Annotated in this window: 22 protein-coding genes; 10 read left to right on the forward strand and 12 right to left on the reverse strand. The window is 45.1% G+C overall.

The window, feature by feature from the left end; genetic code table 11:
- Positions 1–96 precede the first annotated feature (96 nt).
- Positions 97–1,317 carry an arginine deiminase gene (gene arcA, locus NB504_RS07975; RefSeq protein WP_170901019.1) on the reverse strand — a complete coding sequence of 407 codons (1,221 nt, stop codon included), beginning with the start codon at positions 1,315–1,317 and terminating at the stop codon, positions 97–99.
- A 686-nt stretch (positions 1,318–2,003) separates the two neighbouring features.
- Here arcA and rraB point away from each other — a divergent pair.
- Together rraB and NB504_RS07985 are read left to right on the forward strand one after the other, a co-directional pair.
- Positions 2,004–2,438, forward strand: a complete 435-nt coding sequence (rraB, locus tag NB504_RS07980) for a ribonuclease E inhibitor RraB (protein WP_199867796.1) — start codon at positions 2,004–2,006, stop codon at positions 2,436–2,438.
- 163 nt (positions 2,439–2,601) lie between these two features.
- Positions 2,602–3,405, forward strand: coding sequence for a glycosyl hydrolase 2 galactose-binding domain-containing protein (locus NB504_RS07985; protein WP_258428611.1), 804 nt, complete (start codon positions 2,602–2,604; stop codon positions 3,403–3,405).
- Between the two features lie 11 nt (positions 3,406–3,416).
- On the opposite strand, the gene NB504_RS07990 is transcribed toward NB504_RS07985, so the two are convergent.
- From NB504_RS07990 to argR, 5 genes are all read right to left on the reverse strand, one after another.
- On the reverse strand, positions 3,417–3,809 hold the full coding sequence (locus tag NB504_RS07990) for a DUF2061 domain-containing protein (protein WP_258428612.1): 393 nt from the start codon (positions 3,807–3,809) through the stop codon (positions 3,417–3,419).
- 168 nt (positions 3,810–3,977) lie between these two features.
- Positions 3,978–4,415, reverse strand: a complete 438-nt coding sequence (locus tag NB504_RS07995; RefSeq protein ID WP_013857847.1) for a universal stress protein — start codon at positions 4,413–4,415, stop codon at positions 3,978–3,980.
- 84 nt (positions 4,416–4,499) lie between these two features.
- The gene (locus tag NB504_RS08000) at positions 4,500–7,073 is read right to left on the reverse strand and encodes a TRAP transporter permease (RefSeq protein ID WP_258428613.1); all 2,574 of its coding nucleotides are present in this window, start codon (positions 7,071–7,073) and stop codon (positions 4,500–4,502) included.
- A 287-nt stretch (positions 7,074–7,360) separates the two neighbouring features.
- Positions 7,361–8,329: a TAXI family TRAP transporter solute-binding subunit gene (locus tag NB504_RS08005; protein WP_026027829.1), complete on the reverse strand. Its 969-nt coding sequence runs from the start codon at positions 8,327–8,329 to the stop codon at positions 7,361–7,363.
- Between the two features lie 463 nt (positions 8,330–8,792).
- Positions 8,793–9,266 (reverse strand): transcriptional regulator ArgR, encoded by a 474-nt coding sequence (gene argR / locus NB504_RS08010; RefSeq protein ID WP_258428614.1) that lies wholly within the window; start codon positions 9,264–9,266, stop codon positions 8,793–8,795.
- A gap of 325 nt (positions 9,267–9,591) precedes the next feature.
- Between argR and mdh the strand changes: the two genes are divergently transcribed.
- Both mdh and NB504_RS08020 read left to right on the forward strand, forming a co-directional pair.
- Complete coding sequence (mdh, locus tag NB504_RS08015; RefSeq protein ID WP_017043806.1) at positions 9,592–10,527, forward strand: malate dehydrogenase; 936 nt, start codon at positions 9,592–9,594, stop codon at positions 10,525–10,527.
- Positions 10,528–10,820: 293 nt separating this feature from the next.
- A complete protein-coding gene (locus tag NB504_RS08020; protein ID WP_013857842.1) occupies positions 10,821–12,227 on the forward strand; it encodes a basic amino acid/polyamine antiporter in 1,407 nt (468 codons plus the stop codon).
- A 97-nt stretch (positions 12,228–12,324) separates the two neighbouring features.
- On the opposite strand, the gene ispB is transcribed toward NB504_RS08020, so the two are convergent.
- Positions 12,325–13,296, reverse strand: coding sequence for an octaprenyl diphosphate synthase (gene ispB / locus NB504_RS08025; protein ID WP_258428615.1), 972 nt, complete (start codon positions 13,294–13,296; stop codon positions 12,325–12,327).
- A 272-nt stretch (positions 13,297–13,568) separates the two neighbouring features.
- Between ispB and rplU the strand changes: the two genes are divergently transcribed.
- The 6 genes from rplU (at position 13,569) to folA (ending at position 17,433) form a co-directional block, all read left to right on the forward strand.
- Positions 13,569–13,880 carry a 50S ribosomal protein L21 gene (gene rplU / locus NB504_RS08030; RefSeq protein ID WP_010320620.1) on the forward strand — a complete coding sequence of 104 codons (312 nt, stop codon included), beginning with the start codon at positions 13,569–13,571 and terminating at the stop codon, positions 13,878–13,880.
- A 21-nt stretch (positions 13,881–13,901) separates the two neighbouring features.
- On the forward strand, positions 13,902–14,159 hold the full coding sequence (rpmA, locus tag NB504_RS08035) for a 50S ribosomal protein L27 (RefSeq protein ID WP_010320621.1): 258 nt from the start codon (positions 13,902–13,904) through the stop codon (positions 14,157–14,159).
- A gap of 221 nt (positions 14,160–14,380) precedes the next feature.
- The gene (gene cgtA / locus NB504_RS08040; protein WP_010320622.1) at positions 14,381–15,553 is read left to right on the forward strand and encodes an Obg family GTPase CgtA; all 1,173 of its coding nucleotides are present in this window, start codon (positions 14,381–14,383) and stop codon (positions 15,551–15,553) included.
- Positions 15,554–15,669: 116 nt separating this feature from the next.
- Positions 15,670–16,431: a threonine/serine exporter ThrE family protein gene (locus tag NB504_RS08045; RefSeq protein ID WP_258428616.1), complete on the forward strand. Its 762-nt coding sequence runs from the start codon at positions 15,670–15,672 to the stop codon at positions 16,429–16,431.
- Complete coding sequence (locus tag NB504_RS08050) at positions 16,419–16,907, forward strand: threonine/serine exporter family protein (RefSeq protein ID WP_013857839.1); 489 nt, start codon at positions 16,419–16,421, stop codon at positions 16,905–16,907. The genes NB504_RS08045 and NB504_RS08050 overlap by 13 nt, the downstream gene beginning before the upstream one ends.
- A gap of 43 nt (positions 16,908–16,950) precedes the next feature.
- Entirely contained in the window at positions 16,951–17,433 is a 483-nt protein-coding gene (gene folA / locus NB504_RS08055; protein ID WP_258428617.1) for a type 3 dihydrofolate reductase, read from the forward strand.
- Between the two features lie 46 nt (positions 17,434–17,479).
- Here folA and apaH read toward each other — a convergent pair whose 3' ends face one another.
- From apaH to surA, 5 genes are read right to left on the reverse strand one after another with little or no spacing between them, the layout of a single operon-like run.
- Entirely contained in the window at positions 17,480–18,295 is an 816-nt protein-coding gene (apaH, locus tag NB504_RS08060; RefSeq protein ID WP_094149204.1) for a bis(5'-nucleosyl)-tetraphosphatase (symmetrical) ApaH, read from the reverse strand.
- 11 nt (positions 18,296–18,306) lie between these two features.
- Positions 18,307–18,687 carry a Co2+/Mg2+ efflux protein ApaG gene (apaG, locus tag NB504_RS08065; protein ID WP_013857836.1) on the reverse strand — a complete coding sequence of 127 codons (381 nt, stop codon included), beginning with the start codon at positions 18,685–18,687 and terminating at the stop codon, positions 18,307–18,309.
- 60 nt (positions 18,688–18,747) lie between these two features.
- A complete protein-coding gene (gene rsmA, locus NB504_RS08070) occupies positions 18,748–19,554 on the reverse strand; it encodes a 16S rRNA (adenine(1518)-N(6)/adenine(1519)-N(6))-dimethyltransferase RsmA (RefSeq protein WP_013857835.1) in 807 nt (268 codons plus the stop codon).
- A 13-nt stretch (positions 19,555–19,567) separates the two neighbouring features.
- On the reverse strand, positions 19,568–20,560 hold the full coding sequence (gene pdxA, locus NB504_RS08075; RefSeq protein WP_017050645.1) for a 4-hydroxythreonine-4-phosphate dehydrogenase PdxA: 993 nt from the start codon (positions 20,558–20,560) through the stop codon (positions 19,568–19,570).
- Entirely contained in the window at positions 20,550–21,845 is a 1,296-nt protein-coding gene (gene surA, locus NB504_RS08080; RefSeq protein ID WP_258428618.1) for a peptidylprolyl isomerase SurA, read from the reverse strand. Before surA ends, pdxA begins: the two co-directional genes overlap by 11 nt.
- Positions 21,846–21,854: the final 9 nt, after the last annotated feature.

Raw genomic sequence — 21,854 nt, forward strand, 5'->3', positions numbered from 1 at the left:
GACATGGTTTGTATCGCGCAGCGTAAGCAAATAAAAAGCGGCGTTTTGATGCGCCGCTTTTTTATCTCTTTTATTCACTGCGTTGAATTGAAAAGGTTAAATATCATCTCGCTCGATCGGGCAGCTCATGCAGCGCGCGCCGCCTCGGCCTCGGCCGAGTTCATTGCCGGGGATGGTTAATACTTTGATGCCCGCCTTATCGTATTTCTCGTTAGTGTAGACATTGCGCTCGTAGCCAATCACAACTCCGGGTTTAACCGTTAGCACGTTGTTGGCGTCATTCCATTGCTCGCGCTCAGCCTCATAGCTATCACCACCAGTGGTGATGATTTTGAGTTTGTCCAAACCTAACGCGCGTTCAATCGCATTAACGTAACTTGGCATTGAATCGACGTTCATCCCGCCATCGCCTTTCGGCGTTAAACGCCATGTTTCTAAATCATGACGCATAATTTCGGGGTAAACAGAAAAGGTGTCGACATCCATATGTGTCATCACCGTATCTAAATGCATACAGGAGCGGTGTTTAGGCAGGTTAACGGCAATCACCTCTTTGGCCTGCCCATGTTTAAATAAACTCGCAGCAAAATTTTCTACCCCTTGCACCGTCGTGCGTTCGGAAATACCAATCAACACCGCACCTTTACCGATCACCAGTACGTCGCCCCCTTCAATATTGGCATTATCGTAGTGCAGATCTTCATCACCGAAATACTTGATAAAACTCTCTCCTGCAAATACAGGATGCCAACGATAAATGGCGCGTAAATGGTTGGTTTCACGTTGGCGTGCTGGTTTCATCATCGGATTAAGTGATACGCCGCCATACACCCAACAAGAGGTATCGCGGGTAAAGAGATGGTTGGGCAACGGTTCAATCACAAAATCTAACGGACGATGCATTTTAGGTAGCATCGAAGAGGAGTGGATGGGCAGTTCGGAATAAGCAAGACCACCGAGTAGCAGAGTGGCGAGGTGTTCGTTATCCATGTCAGCTAAATAGCAGCGCAGATCGCGCGCCAAAGTGGGACCATAGCGAAAATCAGAAATTTGTGTATCGAGCAACCACGCTTTGGCATCGGCAACGGCTAAGGTTTCGACTAAGAGATCATGCAGCAACAGCACTTCAACATCTTGGTCCTTCAAAGTGTTGGCAAAGGCATCATGCTCTTTTCCTGCATCTTCTACGGCAAGCACATCATCAAATAACAGTTCATGACAGTTCGACGGTGTGAGATGAGTTAAGGCTCGCTCTGGCCGATTGAGTAATACTCGGCGCAGTTGCCCAACTTCAGATCCAACGTACAGCTTATTCATTTTGTATCCCTACTCTTATTTATCATGTTCTTTATGACAAGCTTAAGCGAACGATGCAAGTCTACTTAGCGGTGGTATTAGCTGTTATTTTGTTAAGTTATAGTTGTATATGCTTTAAAGTGTGCGCTTATTAAAAAATAACTCCAAAACTAGCTAAATAAACCTAATCACGACAAAGTGCTTTGTTATGCGTTTTGGGCTCAGAGGAAGTTGAATTAAGCATGAAGAATAAGTGATTTTCTATGCGGTTATTTACATAAAAAGTGCATAATATGGGCAGGTTTAGCCAAAGTAACCTTTTTTGCTATGCATGAATGTTTGATAAACAGGCAGTTTAATGTGGTGAAAGAGCAAATCATCAGGCAGATAATCTACTGAATTAGCAAAATGAAAATAAATTGTTAAATTAAAGTGTTTTTTATTTAATCTGTACTTGATTGAGCAGTGATCCTTTAGAAAGATAAAGATCGCGGTACGTTGTTGGTGGCAATTTTAGGCGAACCATGCCATATTTCGTCGAAATTCATTTATACCCTTCCGACGTGAAGTTGCAGCGGTGCTGGCTACGTTTGCTCACCCCAGTCACATAGTTTATCTATGTTCATGGGAATGAACTTAATTGCCGCCTATCTGCAACGCCAAGTTGATGGAGTATAGTCTACATTTAGCCAAATCTGGAGCACCTTATGTCTCAACCTCAGCAAGATGACTACGTATCCGTTGAAGAGTTAATCGAAATTCAAAAAGAAGATACTCGCGACATCATTCAAGCCCTGCTCGAAGATGGCAGTGATCCAGATGCGTTATATGAGATAGAGCACCACCTATTTGCTGAAGATTTTGACACGCTAGAAAAAGCGGTTGTTGAAGCCTTTAAAATGGGCTTTGAAGTGCTTGAAGCAGAAGAAACAGAAGATGAAGACGGCAATAAGCTATTGTGCTGTGACGCGACTATGCAATCGGTACTGAAGGCCGAAGCGATCGATGAACAGGCAGAGAAGCTTATTCAACTTGCTGAAAAATATGACATTATTTACGACGGCTGGGGCACTTACTACGAAGGCGAAGATGCTCTATACGACGATGAAGAAGATGAAGAAGATGAAGACGACCAAGAGTGATTAGGCGTTATTTACCTTAATGTGAGATACCAGCCCTTTGGCTGGTATTTTTTTCGCTATGCAAAGCTAACAGAGTACTTTAGTGACGAATCATTATTTTTGTCAGCACATCTTTATTTATTTTGTATATAATCGCTCAACATTGATCTAGCTCAAGTTTATTATGCGAATTTCTCTTGCTGGCTTTTGGCAGCTTTCATCGTTGACTGATTTATCGATCCCGCAAGATGATCTTTGTTTTCCTGCGCCTCTTAGCCAAGTATTACCTCACGATATGACAGAAGCACAAATTGCCGAGCAAGAGTGGCATTTGATGCATGATGTTGAGGTGGATGAAGTGATGCTTGGTTTTGCTGCAATTGATCTTGTGCTTGAGGGGATCGATTTTTATGCGGAAATACGTTTAAACGGTGTGGCACTATTTGATTGTGATGGCAGTCAAGCGGTGTATAAAAAAGACATTCGGCCTTTGCTGCAACTCGGCCGCAATCGATTCGAAATTTTGTTTGTTGAGCAAGAAGAAGAGTGGTTGCTGGAGGATCAAGATTTACCGCAATTATGCCCATTGGGACACCACTCGGTGAAGAAATACGATGAGCGAATGGGTATTTGGCAAGAGCCTTATCTGCAATGCATTCGTCATGTTCGTTTAGAGCATGTTACCACTGAGCAAATCTGGCACTATGGTGGTGGCTGTGAGTTTTTGGTTCACTTACATTATCAAACCTACGCACCAGGATTAGTTTCCGCGGTGGTGAAATTTAATGGTATGAGCTATCAGTTACCTATTGATGTACGTCATCAGCATGCCAGTGCTTTATTTCAAGTGGAAGCGCCGAAGTACGCAGATCTTACACAGCTTAACCCGAATGATTTGTATACCTTATCGGTGCAACTTGATGGTCAGCAGCAATCCTTCCATATCGCGTTAAGCGAAGATCTCTGTGTTACCCATTTTCCTATCTGATCAACGTACAGTTAATGAGAGCATTTCATTGGTGACCATTCTTGCGGATGCCTCTTTTGCCAAAACTTCTCGTAGAAGTAGTAAGCACACGTATTAATGCTCGGTTCGATCATGGCTAAAACACCACCGATGACAAAACTTCCGGTCATGATATATGCCACGCTAAATGCAACACTGAAGTGCACTACAGCAAAGCTACCTGTTTTAATTTTGGCCGATTGTGAGTAGCTGCGCAGTGGGGGGTAGTGCGCCCATACTTTTTCGTGAAAGTAAAAAGCAACGGTATTGACCATCGGCTCAAGCATGGCAATCAGACTACCAAGAATAATGTCGCCCGTAAGTAGATAAACGACGGTAAACGCAATACTGAAATGGATCGCGGCAAAGCTAAGCGTTTTTTTCATAATGTTCACCTAAACGGTTATCGGGTTGATGCAAACATTATTGATAATTATTCTCAACAAGTAAAGATAATTGAGCCTATTAGTTTGATAGCCAATTCCTAACTGAGGCGCTTATCGTTGGCATAAAAAAAAGCGCCTCATGCGCTTTTTTATGACGATGCAGGGTTTCTATCCTTGCGGCTTGACAACCAGTACATTGATTGGCGAGTTTTGCACTACTTTACTGGCCACCGATCCCAGCATCACTTTATCGATCTTCGATCGTTTATGGCTTGGCATGATAATCAAATCAGCTCCGAGCTTTTCTGCGTAATCTAAAATGGTGGTGTAGGCTTTACCTTCCGCTACATGCAGTTTGTAGATTATTTCGTCAGCGATATGTTGATCAGCAAACTGTTTTAGCTGTTGCTTGACATCTTCTTTCATTTTCGCCGCGGCATCTTTCGGGAAGTATGTGGCGACCATCGACATGTGGATACCAGGTAATACATTTAAAAGATGAATTTCAGCATTGGAATGTGTCGCGTGCCAAACAGCAAGTTCAACGGCTTTGTCAGAAAAGCCTTTTTCATTAAGGTCCACTGGAACAAGGATGTGTTTATACATTATGGATTATCTCATCTACGATAGGGTGCTTTAGAGCACCTTGTTTCCGTAAAGTATATGCCTAGCTCGTGCTAGGCATATTGATTAAGCGCGTATTTCTTGTGTTCTCATACGGCGTTTTTGATTCCAAGCTAGCGTCAGCACTAATAATAATGCAGGTAAGAAAACCCACTCTTTCATTGGCCGCTGGCTTTCCAACACAACTGAGCGGATTTCCCAATCAAAATCTATGCCTGCAGCTTCAGCTGGACTGCCAAACTCAATCATATCCACCAGCATACGATTACTGGTTTCTTTCAGGGTTAGCCCCATTGATTGAATACGCTGTTCTGCCGTTGACGCTTGATCATCAAAAGGGAGTAGTACTGTTTTTGATAAGTAATCACCTTCAATGGTTTCACCAGCGACGATAAGCTCTATCGATTGACCCACATCGAGGTTTTCTACAATTTGCGCTATCTCTGTGCCTGGGTGCAGCTCGCTCGCAGGATAAATCATGTCCCACCAAAAACCGGGTCGGAAGAACGAGAACGTCAGCACCAACAACAAGACGGTTTCCCACCACTTATTGCGAGTGAGCCACCAACCTTGAGTCGCAGCAGAAAACAGCAGCATTGCGGTAATGGCCGAGAAAATGGTTAACGCTAAGTGCCACCATGTATCAATTCCCATTAGCAGTAGTTGAGTGTTGAATACGAACATAAAGGGCAAAATGGCGGTACGAATATCGTAAGCAAACCCTTGAATACCTGTACGAATAGGGTCTGATTTAGCGATAGCAGCTGCGGCAAATGCCGCCAAGCCAACTGGTGGGGTGTCATCTGCCAAAATGCCGAAATAGAACACAAATAAGTGTACGGCAATCAATGGGATGATAAGACCATGAGCGGCTCCCAGTGTCACAATGACGGGAGCCATTAAGGTTGATACGACGATGTAGTTGGCGGTGGTCGGTAAGCCCATACCAAGAATGAGGCTGATCACGGCGGTAAAAATCAGCATCAGTATGACGCTGCCACCGGAGATAAACTCAACAAAATCGGTCATCACTAAGCCAATGCCAGTCAAGGTGACGACACCAACGACGGTTCCTGCGGCGGCGGTTGCCACACCAATGCCAATCATATTCCGCGCGCCTGAAACCAAGCTTTCGGCAAGATCAACAAACCCAGCCTTCACTTGCGTGTTCAAATCGTTGCTCTTATTGAGTAACGACATGATTGGTCGCTGAGTGATCAAAATGAAGACCATAAATATCGTGGCCCAAAAGGCGGATAATCCGGGCGAGAAGCGCTCAACCGTCAAACACCATACTAGCACCACAATAGGTAGCAGGTAATGAAGCCCTGATTTTACCGTCGGCCCAGGGTCGGGTACTTCTTGGATATCCATATCCATTGCATTTTCTGAGGCGTAGCGAGACGAAATTTTAATCAGAGCGACATAAGTCAGTAAAAGCGCGACCGTAACAATTGGAGTAGCGGCGTCACCAAACACCTCTTTGGTCCAACCAATGCCGTAGTAAACAACAGCGCTGAGAACGCAAAGCCCTAAAATAGTACCCGTAAATGAAAGTAAGCTTTGCACCCATGTCGGTGTATGACGGCGAGGTAGGCCTTTCATTCCTGCTTTGCAGGCTTCCAAATGGACAATATAAATTAAGGCAATATAAGAGATAAGCGCTGGCAGTAGCGCCGCACGGATCACTTCAACATAGGAAATACCGACATATTCCACCATTAAAAATGCGGCAGCACCCATGATAGGCGGGGTTAATTGGCCATTGGTGGAAGCGGCTACTTCAACAGCACCCGCCTTTGTTCCGGGAAAGCCGACACGTTTCATCAAGGGAATGGTAAAAGTACCGGTGGTAACTACGTTTGCAATCGATGAGCCAGACACTAGCCCCGATAAGCCTGAGGCTACAACCGCTGCTTTCGCGGGACCGCCTCGCATGTGGCCCAGCAGTGAAAAGGCTACTTTGATAAAATAGGAACCTGCGCCAGCTCGTTCAAGCATTGCGCCAAATAGAACAAACAAGAACACAAAAGAGGTGGAAACCCCAAGAGCCACCCCAAAAACCCCTTCAGTGGTCAGCCATAAATGAGACATCGCTTTGTTTAGGCTCGCTCCTTTATGAGCGATCACATCCGGCATGTAGGGGCCACCAAAGGTGTAGAGCAAAAAGAGTGCTGCGACCAACATTAGCGGTGGCCCTAACGCTCGACGTGTTGCTTCAAGTAATAGCACCATTCCTGTGACGGAGACCGCTATATCAATCAAGGTTGGCGCACCAGAGCGACCAGCCAACTCATTGTAAAATAAATAGATGTAAGCAGCAGAGAAACTGCCCGCCAATGCCAAAATCCAATCAATCAATGGAATGCGATCGCGTGGTGAGTTCTTTAACGCAGGGTAGGCAGTAAAGGCGAGAAAGACAGCGAATGTGAGGTGAATGGCTCGTGCTTGCGTATCGTTTAAGATGGCAAAGTTAAAAATAAAGGGCAGCGGTGAAGCATACCAAAGTTGGAATAGTGACCAACATAGTGGGACAAACCACAAAATGCGCCCCGGCAAGCCGTGAGGGTTTCTTGCGCCGGTATCAGATTGCGCTACCATTTCCTGCACATCGGTTGACGGAGTAAGTGTCTTCGTCATGTACGTTATCCTTATTATTGGCTGCCTACGTCTCGGTTGGTCACAGGGTCAATTCACTGCTAATGAGAAGTGGGCTATTGCGGAACAGAACAAAAGGTGGGTTGTTAAATCATTTAAAACCCAAATGTGCCCAGAGAGTCGTTGTGAACGTAAGAGGACAGGCCATCATCGCTGACCATAACGCAAAGGGATAAAGGGCATATCGCTCGTGACTGAAAGGGCAATCAAAGGAGACGTTCAGCCTCCTTTGATTCGGTATCGCTATTGTTGGTTTTCGCGATGCGAAATTATTTTAGCAGACCGATTTCTTTGTAATATTTTTCTGCGCCAGGATGAAGAGGAATGGAGATCCCCGCCTTCACCATGTCTTCTTTTTTCAAGTTAGCAAAGGCAGGGTGAAGACGTTTAAAGGTATCAAAATCTTCAAATACCGCTTTGACCAAATTGTATGCGACTTCATCAGACACATCAGTGCTTGATACCAAGGTCGCAGCCACACCAAAACTGGTTACATCTTTATCTGTTCCACGGTACATGCCAGCAGGAATCGTGCTGTAAGCGTAGTAAGGGTTATTGGCAACAATTTTTTCAATTTCAGGGCCAGTAGCAGAGACGAGTTTTGCATCGCATGAGGTTGTTGCTTCTTTGATTGAACCATTTGGATGGCCAACCATATAAATAAAGGCATCTATTTTATTGTCGCACAATGCTTGAGAGCGCTCAGAGCCTTTGAGCTCAGAAGCCAGTTTGAAGCTGTCATTGGTCCAACCAAATGCATCCATCACAACAGCCATGGTTGCCCTGTCACCAGAACCTGGGTTACCAATGTTGACACGTTTACCTTTCAAGTCAGCCACGTTTTCAATGCCTGAATCGGCGCGGGCAATGATATTAAAAGGTTCGGTATGAAGGGAAAATACTGCGCGCAGTTTTTTATTCGGGCCTTGCTCGGCAAATTCACTGGTACCGTTATAACCATGGTACTGCCAGTCAGATTGAACAATACCGAAATCGAGTTCACCTGCACGAATCGTGTTCACGTTGTAGATCGATCCGCCTGTTGATTCTACTGAGCAGCGAATGTTGTGATCTTTACGCCCTTTATTAACCAGCTTACAAATAGCACCACCTGTCGGGTAGTAAACACCAGTGACGGATCCTGTACCAATCGTAATGAACTCTTGTGCGCTTAACGTACCTGTACCCATGACCGCTGCTGCAATAATTCCAACTTTAATCAATTTATTCAATGCCATGAATTTTCCTTCCTTATTCATTATTAACCCCATAGATAATTGTTGTTACACCCTTCCCACCTGAAGTTGCTGTGGTGTTGGCTACGTTCGTTCACCCCAATCACAGAATTATCCATGCTTATGACGACTGACTCACTTGCCGTCTACCCGCAACTTCAAGTTGTTTGGGTATCGGGGGAGTTTCCTCATCTAGAAACGGCATCTTTTTCAATCCGTATGTTGAAAAAGTGGCTAAATAATACCAAAAAATCGACACATAATTACAGGAATGTTAAAAAATGTAGCGAAATTGGCTATCAATAAGCGTCATTGTCAGAGCCAAAATATGGCAATAGCTTGCCTATCAAGGAGTTATTCCTCTTTCTGCTGTGACAACTTATTGCTGAAGATGTGAAGAGAATCACGCCGACTTGACTCAGTGTGATTCTACTAGAGAGTGAGATGAAATGCGTTTAGTGACAAATTACCCTGTGTAATCAAACAGATCACAGACTGAATCAAACAGCTGCTTTGTCGTTACGTTCAGTGTCGGTGTGATAAAAATGGTATCGTCACCGGCCACCACACCCAAGATGCCTTCTGATTTGCCCAGAGAATCAAGTAACCGAGCAATAAGCTGCGCCGCTCCTGGTCCGGTATGAATCACTACCAGCGCGGCATTGTGATCTATATCTAGCACTAATTCACGCAGTGAACTTGATACGGTTGGTACACCGAGTTCAGCAGGAAGACAGTAGACCATCTCCATTTTTGCGTTGCGAGTGCGTACCGCGCCAAATTTAGTCAGCATGCGAGATACTTTGGATTGGTTGATATTATCAAACCCTTCATTACGCAGGGCATCGACAATGTCACCTTGAGATCCAAAACGTTCTTCTTTTAATAGATTTTTAAAAGCACGAACCAGATTATCTTGCTTATCATTATTGTTGCGCATAGTTATCGTCTTCGATTAGCCATTTATTGCTGCATATTCTCGCATAGCTATGCAGTCATCGCCAAATTATCGTCCAAAAGTGTCTAAAAGGTCACTGTAAACTTTTATGTAAAACTTTGGTCGAATGGCAACTTAACTCTTTGTCGGTAAAGATAAACAAGGTCATAATTGCCATCGGTGCTGTAGCACGATTTTAGCGAATTGCGCGAGGTCGCAAAGCTAGCGTTAATTGATTGTAATCATATTGTGATTGCTATAGTTTTCTAGCTTAAAAATACCCTACACAAAAACATTTATAAGAGATTTATTCTCAAGGAGAACTACGATGAAAGTAGCTGTTATTGGTGCCGCTGGTGGCATCGGTCAAGCCCTAGCACTTCTACTTAAAAACCATCTTCCTGCTGGTTCCGATCTGGCGCTGTATGACATCGCACCGGTGACTCCGGGCGTTGCTGCCGATCTAAGCCACATTCCTACTCCCGTATCGATCAAAGGCTATGCTGGCGAAGATCCAACACCTGCGCTTGAAGGTGCGGATGTAGTCCTTGTTTCTGCTGGTGTCGCTCGTAAGCCGGGTATGGATCGCGCAGATCTGTTTAATGTTAACGCTGGCATTGTGAAAGCATTGGCTGAAAAGATTGCGGTTGTCTGTCCAAAAGCCTGTGTGGGCATTATCACCAACCCTGTTAATACAACAGTACCTATTGCAGCGGAAGTCTTGAAAAAAGCAGGCGTTTACGACAAGCGTAAGCTATTTGGTGTGACAACGTTGGATGTGATCCGCTCAGAAACGTTTGTCGCGGCGCTAAAAGATAAAAACCCTAGCGAGATTATTGTGCCTGTGATTGGTGGCCACTCAGGCGTCACTATCCTTCCTTTGCTTTCGCAAATTGAAGGGGTTGAGTTCACGGCCGAAGAAGTGGAAGCCCTAACTAAGCGCATTCAAAACGCAGGCACCGAAGTGGTGGAAGCGAAGGCGGGTGGCGGCAGTGCAACACTGTCAATGGGTCAAGCGGCTTGCCGTTTTGGCTTATCATTAGTCAAAGCACTGCAAGGTGAACCAGGTGTTGTGGAATGTGCCTACGTTGACGGTGGTAGTGAGCATGCTTCATTCTTTGCACAACCGATTAAACTCGGTAAAGAGGGTGTCGAAGAAGTGTTGAGCTATGGTGCATTGAGTGCCTATGAACAAGCCGCGTTAGATGGAATGCTGACAACACTGAAAGGTGATATTCAGCTAGGTGTTGATTTCGCCAAATAAAGAATAACCTTATCTTATACAAAAATGCCGCTTGCTCATCCAAGCGGCATTTTTTATGGTTTTTACCAACATTTTTGTATGATGATGCTTTGAACTGTGTAATATGCGGTTTTTTTTACTGAGCAGTGCATTATTTTCGTCGTGAACTTACAAACTTTTTGATCCCTAGCAATGAATTTGACTATTGACTCACTATCTCAGTGACCGCGATCACATAGGGATTGATGTCTGGTAAATATGTTCTCTAAAATAGCGCCTTCCTCTAATGTGTAAACACTCACTGGATAGTTCCCATGGATAATAAGCTTGGTTTGGGCTCACTGACAGCACTGGTCATTGGTTCAATGATTGGCGCTGGTGTTTTTAGCCTGCCACAAAACATGGCCTCAGTCGCCAGCCCTTTGGCGGTAATGATCGGTTGGGGGATCACCGGCGTTGGTATGATCTTTCTTGCGCTCTCTTTTCAACAACTTGCCATTCATAAACCTCATATTAATAGTGGCGTATTTGGTTTTGCTCGAGAAGGATTTGGTGACTTTGCGGGTTTTTGTTCCGCATGGGGTTACTGGTTTAGCGCCATGGTGGCTAATGTCTCTTATCTGGTAATTGTTTTTAGTACCTTAGGCATGTTGTTTGATACACCAGATAACGTGATGTTTGGGGCGGGTAATACGTGGCTTTCCATTGGGAGTGCATCGGTATTACTTTGGTTGGTGCATGCGTTGGTCAAAAAAGGAGTACAAACGGCCGCATTCATTAATCTGATTACCACCTTTGCTAAAATGATCCCTCTCGTGTTGTTCATCATTTGTGCCGCTTTTGCTTTTTCTTGGGACAAATTCACATTGGATTTTACAGGCTTACACTTCGGTGTTGGCCATGATCTGCTGGATCAAATAAAAAGCACCATGTTGATCACGGTATGGGTGTTCATCGGAATAGAGGGAGCGGTTGTTGTGTCGAGCCGCGCTCGCCACCGTGCTGATATCGGTAAAGCGACTATTCTCGGTTTGCTTACAGCGTTGACCATTTATGTATTGGTCACCTTATTGTCGATGGGCGTGATTAAACCGGTTGAATTGGCGCAATATCAGAACCCTTCAATGGCCAAAGTGCTGACGACTATTCTTGGTCCTTGGGGTGAGTACATCATAGGTGTTGGATTAATTATTTCGGTGTGTGGTGCTTTTCTTAGCTGGACGGTACTGGCCTCCGAAGCGCCATTTTTATGTGCTAGAGATAAGATGTTTCCTGCCATCTACGCCCAGCAAAACGAAGCGGGGAGCCCAGTAAAAGCGTTAACTCTAACCAATATTTGCATTCAGGTCTCACTGATTCTGGTGATGTACGCAGGCAGTACCTACGATACGCTGCTGATCTTCGCTTCAGAAATGATCCTTGTTCCCTATTTTTTGATCGGTGCCTTTACGTTAAAGATCGCGATTGAACAGAAGAATAAAGGTAAACTTCTGGTGATAGGTTCTTGTGCCACCATTTATGGGATTTGGCTTTTGTATGCCTCTGGTTTGCACTATTTGATGCTCTCCGCGCTACTCTACTTACCTGGGCTCTATTTCTACATGAAAGCAAAACGAGAGCAGGGCATTCATCCTTTTCAAGGCAAAGAAAAGTTAGGAGCTTGTGCTTTAACGATCGTGGCTGTTTTTGCATTTGGCATGATTTGGCAAGGCGGGTTTTAAATAACGCTTAGAATCAAAAAGAGCCTCAATTGAGGCTCTTTTTGTAGCGGTGCATTTCTAGGCAAAGGTCGATTCTTCGTCCAAGCTAGCTGCTGTTCTACTTTGTCCTATTCACAGCCATATGAGCTAGAGCTATCAGTGCTTGTTTATATTCACTTTCTGGCAGGATAGACAGCTCATTGATCGCTTTATCGGCTTCTCCGAGCGCTTTGTTGGTTGTGTATTCAAGCGAGCCTGTCTGCTTCATTGCCGCTAGAATTGCATCCAGCTGTTCCATGCCATTGGCTTTTTCGATGGCCTCACGGATCATCTCTTTTTGTTCGGGTGTACCATGCTGCATTGCGTACAATAGAGGAAGTGTTGGTTTGCCTTCCGCTAAATCATCGCCCACATTTTTGCCCATTTCACTGCCATCAGAGGTGTAATCCATCACGTCATCAATGAGCTGGAAAGCTGTGCCAAGGTACTTACCATAGCTCTGTAGTGCCGTTTCAATTTCAGGAGAAGCGTTACTTAATATCGCACCAATCTGGGTCGCTGCTTCAAACAAACGCGCCGTTTTCGAGTAGATCACCTGTAGGTAATTTTCCTCGGTAGTGTTTGGATCATTACAGTTCATCAATTGTTGCACTTCGCCTTCAGCGATAACGTTCACCGCATCGCTCATCAGCTCAAGGATCCTTAACGATCCTAGTGTAGTCATCATTTGGAAGGAACGCGTGTAGATGAAATCCCCCACTAACACGCTCGCTGCATTGCCAAATGCCGCGTTCGCTGTTGCCTTGCCACGGCGCATATCCGATTCATCGACAACGTCGTCATGCAACAAGGTTGCCGTGTGGAGGAATTCAATAAATGCAGCGGCAGTCGTGTGCGCTTCACCTTGATAACCAAGGGCTCGAGCCGACAAAATAGCCAGCAAAGGACGCAGGCGTTTCCCACCTCCGCTGACGATGTAGAATCCTAATTGATTGATTAAAGATACATCAGAGTTGAGCTGAGCTTGAATCGTTTCATTCACTTTTGCCATGTCATCGGCAGTAAGCGTTTGGATAGCTTTAAAATCCATGGTTAATCCGGCTGAAGTTAGAACCTATAAGGTGTTGTGTTCTTCTATAATTCTCGAATAATACACTAAAAAACGTTGATTAATACAAGGCTTAAAGGCATGATTGCGCCACTTTTCATTGGCGATTAGCTTTTCGCCAATTTTTTCAAAATATGGCTTGTCTTGGGGTACTCATTCGCGTAGAATCTGCGCCCTATTGATGATTAGTTTAGCGCACACCCAAATTGCTCAAATAAAAAGCATACGGCTGTGCGGAAAGAGCGGAGTAAAATATGTACGCTGTTTTCCAATCTGGTGGTAAACAACACCGTGTAAGCGAAGGTCAAACTCTTCGTTTAGAGAAATTAGACGTTGAAACTGGTGCAACTGTTGAATTTGATAAAGTTCTACTAGTTGCTAACGGTGAGCAAATCACTGTTGGGGCACCTCTTGTTGAAGGCGGTAAAATTACTGCTGAAGTAGTACAACACGGTCGTGGCGATAAAGTTAAAATCGTTAAGTTCCGTCGTCGTAAACACTCTCGTAAACAACAAGGCCACCGTCAGTGGTTCACTGAAGTGAAAATCACTGGCATCAACGCTTAAGTAATTTAGGAGAGTTTAACAATGGCACACAAAAAAGCTGGCGGTTCTACTCGTAACGGCCGCGATTCAGAAAGCAAACGTCTTGGTGTTAAGCGTTTCGGTGGTGAATCTGTTCTTGCAGGTAACATCATCGTTCGTCAACGTGGTACTAAGTTCCACGCAGGCACTAACGTTGGTATCGGTAAAGACCATACTCTTTTCGCTCTTACTGAAGGTAAAGTGAAATTTGAAGTTAAAGGTCCTAAAAACCGTAAATTTGTTAGCATCGACGCTGAATAAATTTATACCTAACTGAACTCAAAAGCCCTGCCGTTACGGTGGGGTTTTTTATTTATCAGCCGAACAGAAAAGAAGACACTCTAATCACTAGAGTTTCTCCTTATGTGTTCCAATTGTGGATAAAACGAAGGATGATCACGGTCGATCCTGAATGTGTATCTGCTAGAATTTATATCATTGTGTGACAATGATATCGCAACGCAAAGAGCGTGGAGTAACAAATGAAATTCGTTGATGAAGCGATAATTAAAGTCGAAGCGGGTGATGGCGGTAACGGTGTCGTGAGCTTTTGGCGTGAAAAATTCGTGACGAAAGGCGGCCCTGATGGCGGCGATGGCGGCGATGGCGGCGATGTTTATATCCAAGCCGATGAAAACTTAAATACCTTGGTTGATTACCGATTCCAACGCTTTTACGCTGCTGAGCGCGGCCAAAATGGTGGCGGTGCTAACTGTACAGGTAAGCGCGGTAAAGACATTACTTTGAAGGTGCCTGTTGGGACTCGAGCGGTTGACATTCACACCAATGAAGTTGTAGGTGAAGTTGCAGAGCATGGCAAAAAAGTGATGGTCGCTAAAGGTGGCTGGCATGGTTTAGGTAATGCTCGCTTTAAGTCATCCGTTAACCGTGCACCACGCCAAAAAACCATGGGTAAAAAAGGTGAGGTGCGCGAATTGCGCCTTGAGCTTTTACTGTTAGCTGACGTGGGTATGCTTGGCTTGCCGAATGCGGGTAAATCAACCTTTATTCGTTCTGTTTCAGCAGCGAAGCCAAAAGTCGCTGATTACCCCTTCACTACGCTGATCCCAAGTTTGGGTGTCGTGAGTGTGGTTCCTGAGAAAAGTTTCGTGATCGCTGATATTCCGGGCTTGATTGAAGGCGCGGCCGATGGTGCTGGTTTAGGTATTCGCTTCTTAAAGCACTTAGAACGTTGCCGAGTGTTGCTGCATATGATCGACATTCTTCCTATTGATCAAAGTGATCCTGCGCAAAATGCGCTGACCATCTTTGATGAGCTAGAGCAATACAGTGAAAAAGTGTCACAAAAACCTTGTTGGTTGGTGTTCAACAAAGTTGATCTGATGCTTGAAGAAGAAGCCGATGAAAAGATCCAAGAGATCTTAGATGCGCTGGCTTGGGAAGGGCGATACTTCAAAATTTCGGCAGTAAACCAACAAGGTACGGCGGATTTGTGCCGTGAGTTGGCTGACTATATGGAAACGCTACCTCGTGAGCAGGAAGAGCTCAGTGAAGCTCAGAAAGTCGATTTCATGTGGGATGATTACCATAAAGATGAGATGAACAGCCAAAATGTGATCACTGAAGATGGTGATGACTGGGATGATTGGGACGACGAAGAAGATGACGGCCACGTTATCTATGTTCGTGATTAATTTTCCTGAATTGATTGAGCCGCAATAATTATTGCGGCTTTTTTATAGCTAAATCATATTTAAAGCACCCAATTTCGGGCACACTATTGGGCTTTTAGGACGTTCGGAAAGGAATCATGACATCCAAACAGAGGCTTGTTTCTCGATTGATCGCCCAGGCTGGGCAAATGTTGTTGGCTCATGGCGCGGAAAGTACACTGGTGGGCGATATTATGCGTCGCATGGGAGCGGCGTGTGGCATGAGTGAAGTGGAAGTATCGCTCTCGGCGAGTTCACTTGTGCTAACCACGGTTTACGATGGCCATTGCATTACGACTGCGCGCCGTTGTCCTGATCGTGGGATCAATATGCGGGTAGTGACGCAAGTCCAGCGCATCTGCATCATGATGGAAAAAGGGATTTTAGATTATTCCCTTGCGCAGAAAAAACTCAATCAGATCAGCCCTGAACGCTACAACCGTTGGTTGGTTGTGGTGATGATTGGTCTTTCTTGTGCTGCATTTGCTCGTTTAGCTGGCGGAGATTGGACGGTGTTTACGATGACGTTCATTGCTTCTGCGGCGGGTATGATTGTGCGCCAAGAGATTGGGCATCGCCAATTTAATCCGCTCGTCAACTTTACGGTGACCTCATTTGTTACTTCGATCATTTCAGCGCAAGCTATCATCTACCAACTAGGCAATAAACCAACCATTGTGATGGCTTCTTCTGTACTGATGTTAGTCCCCGGTTTTCCTTTAATTAATGCGGTCGCGGATATGCTTAAAGGTTATATCAATATGGGTATTGCCCGTTTTGTGATGGCAAGTTTGCTGACGTTGGCAACGAGTTTGGGCATCGTTGCGGCGATGAGCATGACGGGTGTATGGGGGTGGTAGCGATGGATTGGATGAATTTATTACTCGGTTTAGCCAATGATATGTTTTTTGCTGCAATCCCAGCCGTTGGTTTTGCTTTGGTGTTTAATGTTCCTGTACCAGCCCTAAAATATTGTGCGTTAGGTGGTGCGATTGGTCATGGCTCACGTTACTTAATGATGCAATTTGGAATTCCCATTGAGTGGGCGACTTTTTTTGCTGCAACTATCGTTGGAATGATTGGCGTGCGTTGGTCGCGTAAATTTTTAGCTCACCCTAAAGTGTTTACGGTAGCGGCTTTGATCCCAATGGTTCCCGGGGTTTTTGCCTTTAAAGCGATGATTGCAATGGTTGAAATTAACCATCTTGGTTTTACGCCAGAGCTGCTGGCGATACTGATGGATAATTTTTTAAAAGCGATGTTTATTATCGCGGGCTTAGCGGTTGGCCTTGCGGTGCCGGGTTTGTTATTCTATCGGCGCAAACCCATAGTGTAAGGGCATGGGCTATCTTTCGTGATGACACTTTAGGATCTTATTTATGATCATCAGCATGATTGCCGCGATGGCAGACAATCGGATTATTGGTAAAGACAATCAAATGCCATGGCATTTACCGGCAGATTTTGCATGGTTTAAACGCTGTACGTTGGGCAAACCAGTGATCATGGGGCGAAAAACTTATGAGTCTATTGGTCGCCCGTTACCTGGTCGCCATAATATCGTGATCAGTCGTGATGCTTCATTGGCAATTGAAGGGGTGAGTATTGTCTCTTCGATTGAAGAAGCCATTGAGGTTGCGGGTCATGTGGATGAAGTGATGATCATTGGTGGCGGCTCTATCTATCAAGCCTGTATGTCACAGGCCAATAAACTATACCTCACCTTTATTGACTTAAATATTGAGGGAGATACGCAATTTCCCGAGTGGGGGAGTGAGTGGCAAGAAGTTCATCGTGAAATGTATCAAGCGGATGATAAAAATGCTCACAACATGCAGTTTGTGGTTTTTGATAAGCACTAGAGGATTTCGGATCGATATTAAGCAACGATCCGGATCTTTTTATTGGTTAGCCTTTATGGGTTAACGCTGGTTGAGTGAAGTAGTGTTTATCTTCCCAGCGTAGCATGGTCAAACATCCTCCCCACACACAGCCAGTATCAAGCCCTATCACTTCGTCGCTGCGGTAACCTTCTAACGCAGCCCAGTGGCCAAATAGGACTGTTTTATCGAGTTTAAGGCGTTTGGGTAGGGCAAACCACGGTAACAATTCTTCATCTTTTATTTCTTGAGGGGGAAGTTTGCACGCCATATCAAGACGCCCATCAGCAAAGCAAAAACGCATCCGAGTATAGGCATTGATGGTATAGCGATAGCGATCAATCCCTTCTAGCTTCGAGCTCCACATATCAGGTGTGTTGCTGTACATTTGCTCGATAAGCCAACGCCAACGATCACTTTGCAAAATACTTTCGACTTCTTTTGCTGCTTGACGTGCAGTTTCAAGATCCCACAGAGGAGAAATCCCCGCATGGCACATAACAAAGTCAGCATGTTCAGCGAGGAGCGGTTGATGGCGCAACCAAGTGAGCAGCTCTGTTGCATCGTTCGCTTGTAATATGGGTAAGGTTTTATCACGAGGTTTACATGGGTGGATGCCCAGCGAGACGGCCAGTAGGTGAAGATCGTGATTGCCTAGAACGATACGTGCCGCACTACCCAATTGTTTGATAAAACGTAGCGTTTCTAGAGATTTAGGGCCTCTTGCAACTAAGTCGCCAGCTACCCACAGTGTGTCTTGTTGTGGTTGGAATTGCACTTGAGCCAATAAACACTGTAGTTCATCAAAACAGCCTTGAATGTCGCCGACAATATAGTTCGCCACGGCTACCTCTTTTAATTTAAAACATTAGGAATAGCGAGACGAAAAGGCTCAATTTCAACAATAAATTCAGCGTCCGCTTCATCTAACATAATGTAATGACCTTGCATAACACCGACTGGCGTTTCTAACGCCGTACCACTGTTATAGCGGTACTCATCATTGGGCAAGATAATCGGTTGTTCCCCGACCACGCCATCACCTTCCACAGACATCTGTTTGCCATTCGCATCGGTAATTAGCCAACGGCGGCTCATCAGCTGTACCTGCTGGTTGCTGAGGTTACGGATGGTGATCACATAGGCAAAGATATAGCGGTGTAAATCGGGATTGGACTGCTCGGGGAGATACTGGGTATGGACTTGGATTTTGATACAAGGTTCAGAGATATCCATGTTAACTCCTTGTTTTTATAGATGAGCGATAGACATTGGCCGTTTATCGCTCAATCGTTATTAGGCGTGATGAGCGTCTAACCAGTTTGCCATAGCAACAAACTGTTCAAGTGTTAGGTTTTCCGGGCGCATGCCAGGGTTGACCCCAAGTTCTTCTAGCGTTTCCACTTCAATCAAACCTTTGTAGCAGTTGCGTACGGTTTTACGACGTTGGTTAAAACCATCTCGGCAGACACGCTCTAACCATTTCATGTTTGTCGTTGGATGCGGCAGTACTTCATAAGGCACCAAACGCACCACGGCTGAATCAACTTTCGGTGGCGGCACAAAAGCCGTTGGCGGAACTTCTAACACAGGAACCACTTTGCAGAAATACTGCGTCATAACCGTTAAGCGCCCGTAAGCTTTACTGCCGGGACCGGCAGCTAAACGATTGACCACTTCTTTTTGCAACATGAAGTGCATATCTTGAATATCTTTATGAAATTCAAATAAGTGGAACATTAATGGCGTTGAAATGTTGTATGGCAAGTTGCCGAAAATGCGCAGTTTATTATTCGGTTTCACCAACTGCGTGAAGTCAAAACGCATCGCATCACCTTCGTGAATCGTCAATTTACTCGATAATTCTGGGTGGTTGCGTAGGCGTTCAGCTAAGTCACGGTCTAGCTCAATAACAGTGAATTTATCCACTTCGCGGCCGACTGGCTCAGTTATAGCTCCAAGACCGGGGCCGATCTCAACCAAATTTTGTCCCGGACGAGGGTTAATCGCAGAGACGATGCCATCAATAATGTATGGATCGTTTAGGAAGTTTTGACCAAAACGTTTACGCGCTTTGTGCCCTAAGTGGACATCATTTCTCATAGTTTTCTCGAAATTAATTAGGTTTCTTTTCTACCAAGTCAATCGCGTAGGCGAGTGCTGTTCTAAAGCTCCCTGTATCCGCAAGCCCTTTCCCTGCCAATTCGAGTGCGGTGCCATGATCGACCGATGTTCTTATAAAGGGTAGACCAAGAGTAATATTTACTGAACGACCAAAGCCTTTGTACTTTAATACGGGCAGGACTTGGTCGTGATACATGCCTAAAACAGCATCGGCATCTTGCAAGTATTTGTCATTGAAGATGGTGTCGGCTGGTAGTGGGCCAATCAAATTAATGCCATCTTGCTGACGAATTTTTTCTAGCGTTGGAGTGATGGTTTCTATCTCTTCACGGCCCAGACAGCCATCTTCTCCCGCGTGTGGGTTTAAACCACACACATAAATTTTGGGTTGAGCAATGGCAAATTTTTCCACCAAATCTTTATGCAAAATAGTGATGATTTTTTCTAACCGCTCGACCGTTACTGCCTTTGATACATAAGCCAGTGGAATATGTGTTGTCACTAGCGCGACTCTCAACCCTTCTGTTGCGAGCATCATAACCACCAGTGGAGTATTAGACTTTTCTGCAAAGAATTCAGTGTGGCCGCTAAATGCAACGCCAGCTCGGTTGATCACCCCCTTGTGCACAGGGCCGGTGACAATAGCATCAAATTCATCATTCATACAGCCTAAAGCGGCTCTTTCTAATGTATTTAATACATAATGTCCATTGGCTTCATTCAGTTTCCCCGTTATCACCGGTGCGCCGAGGGGAATATGATCCACTACTAACCGTCCCGCTTGCTGTGGTTTTGGTGCAGAGGTGACTGAGTAGTCTTCCAATATAACGTCAATATTGAGCTCTTTAGCGCGCTCTGCAAGCAAGCTTTTGTCCGCGCATACCACCAGTTGATGTGCCCAATCTTCTTTTGATAAGGCCAGCACCAAATCTGGGCCAATACCCGCGGGCTCGCCAGCGGTAACCACGATGCGTTTAATTGTCATCTTGGTTGTCCTGTATAATTTCGACAAAGGCACTGGCACGCATTTCTTGTAGCCATGCGCTGGCTTCTTCATTGAATTTTCGATTAAAAAGAATGCGATAGGCTTTGTTTTTCAGTGCAGAGTCGGTGCGGTCGACTTCACGGCGATCAAGCACTTCGACAATATGCCAACCATGAACGGTTTTAAAAGGTTCGCTGATTTGTCCAACCGATAATGTTTCGATTTGATGCTGAAACTCCGGCACGTACAGATCCGGTGTTTGATAACCCAATTCGCCATTTTGCGCCGCAGAGCCGGGATCTTGGCTGTATTGCTGCGCCAATTCACCAAAGGTCGCTTCACCTGCCTTAATGCGACGAATGAAGTCATGTAGCTCTTTTTGTACGCCGTCATCGCTTAAAATAACCGTGGGTTTGATTAAAATATGGCGTGCATTAACTTCCGTGACCGCGACGGTTTCTAATCCTTTGACGTCATCAATTTTAAGAATGTGGAAACCGACGCCACTGCGAAATGGCCCAATAATAGAGCCTTTGTTTTGCATTTTGATTTGGTCGGCAAAAATTGTCGGCATTTCTTCTTTGCGCATCCAGCCCCAATCACCACCTTGCAGCGCTTTCGGACCTTTTGAATAGGTATAAGCCATGGTGCTGAAATCCGCTCCTTGGTTGAGTTTTTCGACTAAGGTTTTGGCTTGCTGTTCTACTGCGGCCTTATCTTGAGTGTCGTCAACACGCAGTTGGATGTGGCTGATTTTATATTGCACCGTTGCATTGGTTTCTTGCGCAAGAATATTGGCTAAGTTGTCCACTTCGTCCGGTAATATATTGATCCGGCGACGAACTAAAGCATTGCGCGCTTCACTTGCTGCAATTTCTTTACGTACTTGTTCGCGAAATTCCGCATAAGTCAGCCCTTCAGCAGTAACAGAAGCGTTAAGCTGTTCTAGGGTTTGATTATTGTTTTTCGCGATGTCGGCGATCGCGTCACTGAGTCGGTTATCGTCAATGCGAACGCCAATGCGTTGTGCTTCTTGTTGCTGAATGGTATCAATAATCAATTTTTCAACCACTTGCTCACGCAGCACTGTGTCTTCTGGTAGCGTTTGACCATTTTTCTTTGCATTAATGGTCAAGGTTTTTAATGCACCATCAAGGTCACTCTGTAAAATAACGCCACTATTGACGATGACGGCGACGCGATCGAGCTCAACAGGAGTAGCGTATGCGGTGTTTAGGCTTAATGTTGCCATCAATCCAATCAGTGTGTGTTTCCACAATTTCATTTGTAGTCC

The sequence above is a fragment of the Vibrio sp. RM-69-4 genome (assembly GCF_024743775.1).
GTDB classification, from domain to species: domain Bacteria; phylum Pseudomonadota; class Gammaproteobacteria; order Enterobacterales; family Vibrionaceae; genus Vibrio; species Vibrio anguillarum.